Here is a 543-nt window from a genome sequence, read left to right as displayed (position 1 = left end):
GGCGCGGATGACTATGTGAAAAAGCCCTTCTCGCAACGGTTGCTGGTTGAGCGCATCCGCGCTCTGCTGCGTCGGCAAGAAGCAACAAGCGGCGACGCGATTGCGGCCAATAGCAACGACACAAAGGTTATGGAACGCGGCGACTTGCGGATGGACCCGCTGCGCCATGCGGTCAGCTGGAAAGGGAATGATGTATCCCTGACCGTGACCGAATTCCTGCTTCTTCAGGCACTTGCCCAGCGTCCGGGTTTCGTCAAAAGCCGCGACCAGCTGATGGATGTGGCCTATGATGATCAGGTTTATGTGGATGACCGGACGATCGACAGCCACATCAAGCGTCTGCGCAAGAAGATGCGCGCGGCTGATCCCGAGTTTTCGGCGATCGAAACCCTTTATGGTATCGGTTATCGGTACAACGAAGAATAGGCGCCACGCCAGCAAGGGGTAATGGGCTCTCGTGCGCGACACCGAAGCAGCCAGCGAACTACGTGACGGTGACGTCGTACTCGGGGATGACTGGGTCATTCCCGACGATACCGAGTC

At 57.8% G+C, this 543-nt stretch carries 1 protein-coding gene; it reads left to right on the top strand.

The genetic code is table 11. The features are described from left to right. A partial coding sequence (locus ACR0IP_RS23465) for a winged helix-turn-helix domain-containing protein (RefSeq protein WP_480528205.1) occupies positions 1-426 on the top strand: 426 nt, incomplete at its 5' end. Between the last annotated feature and the right edge of the window lie 117 nt (positions 427-543).

This window comes from Ruegeria sp. AL11 (assembly GCF_056540865.1).
The sequence above is the reverse complement of the archived record's forward strand: the minus strand, read 5'-3'. Positions and strand labels throughout refer to the sequence as shown.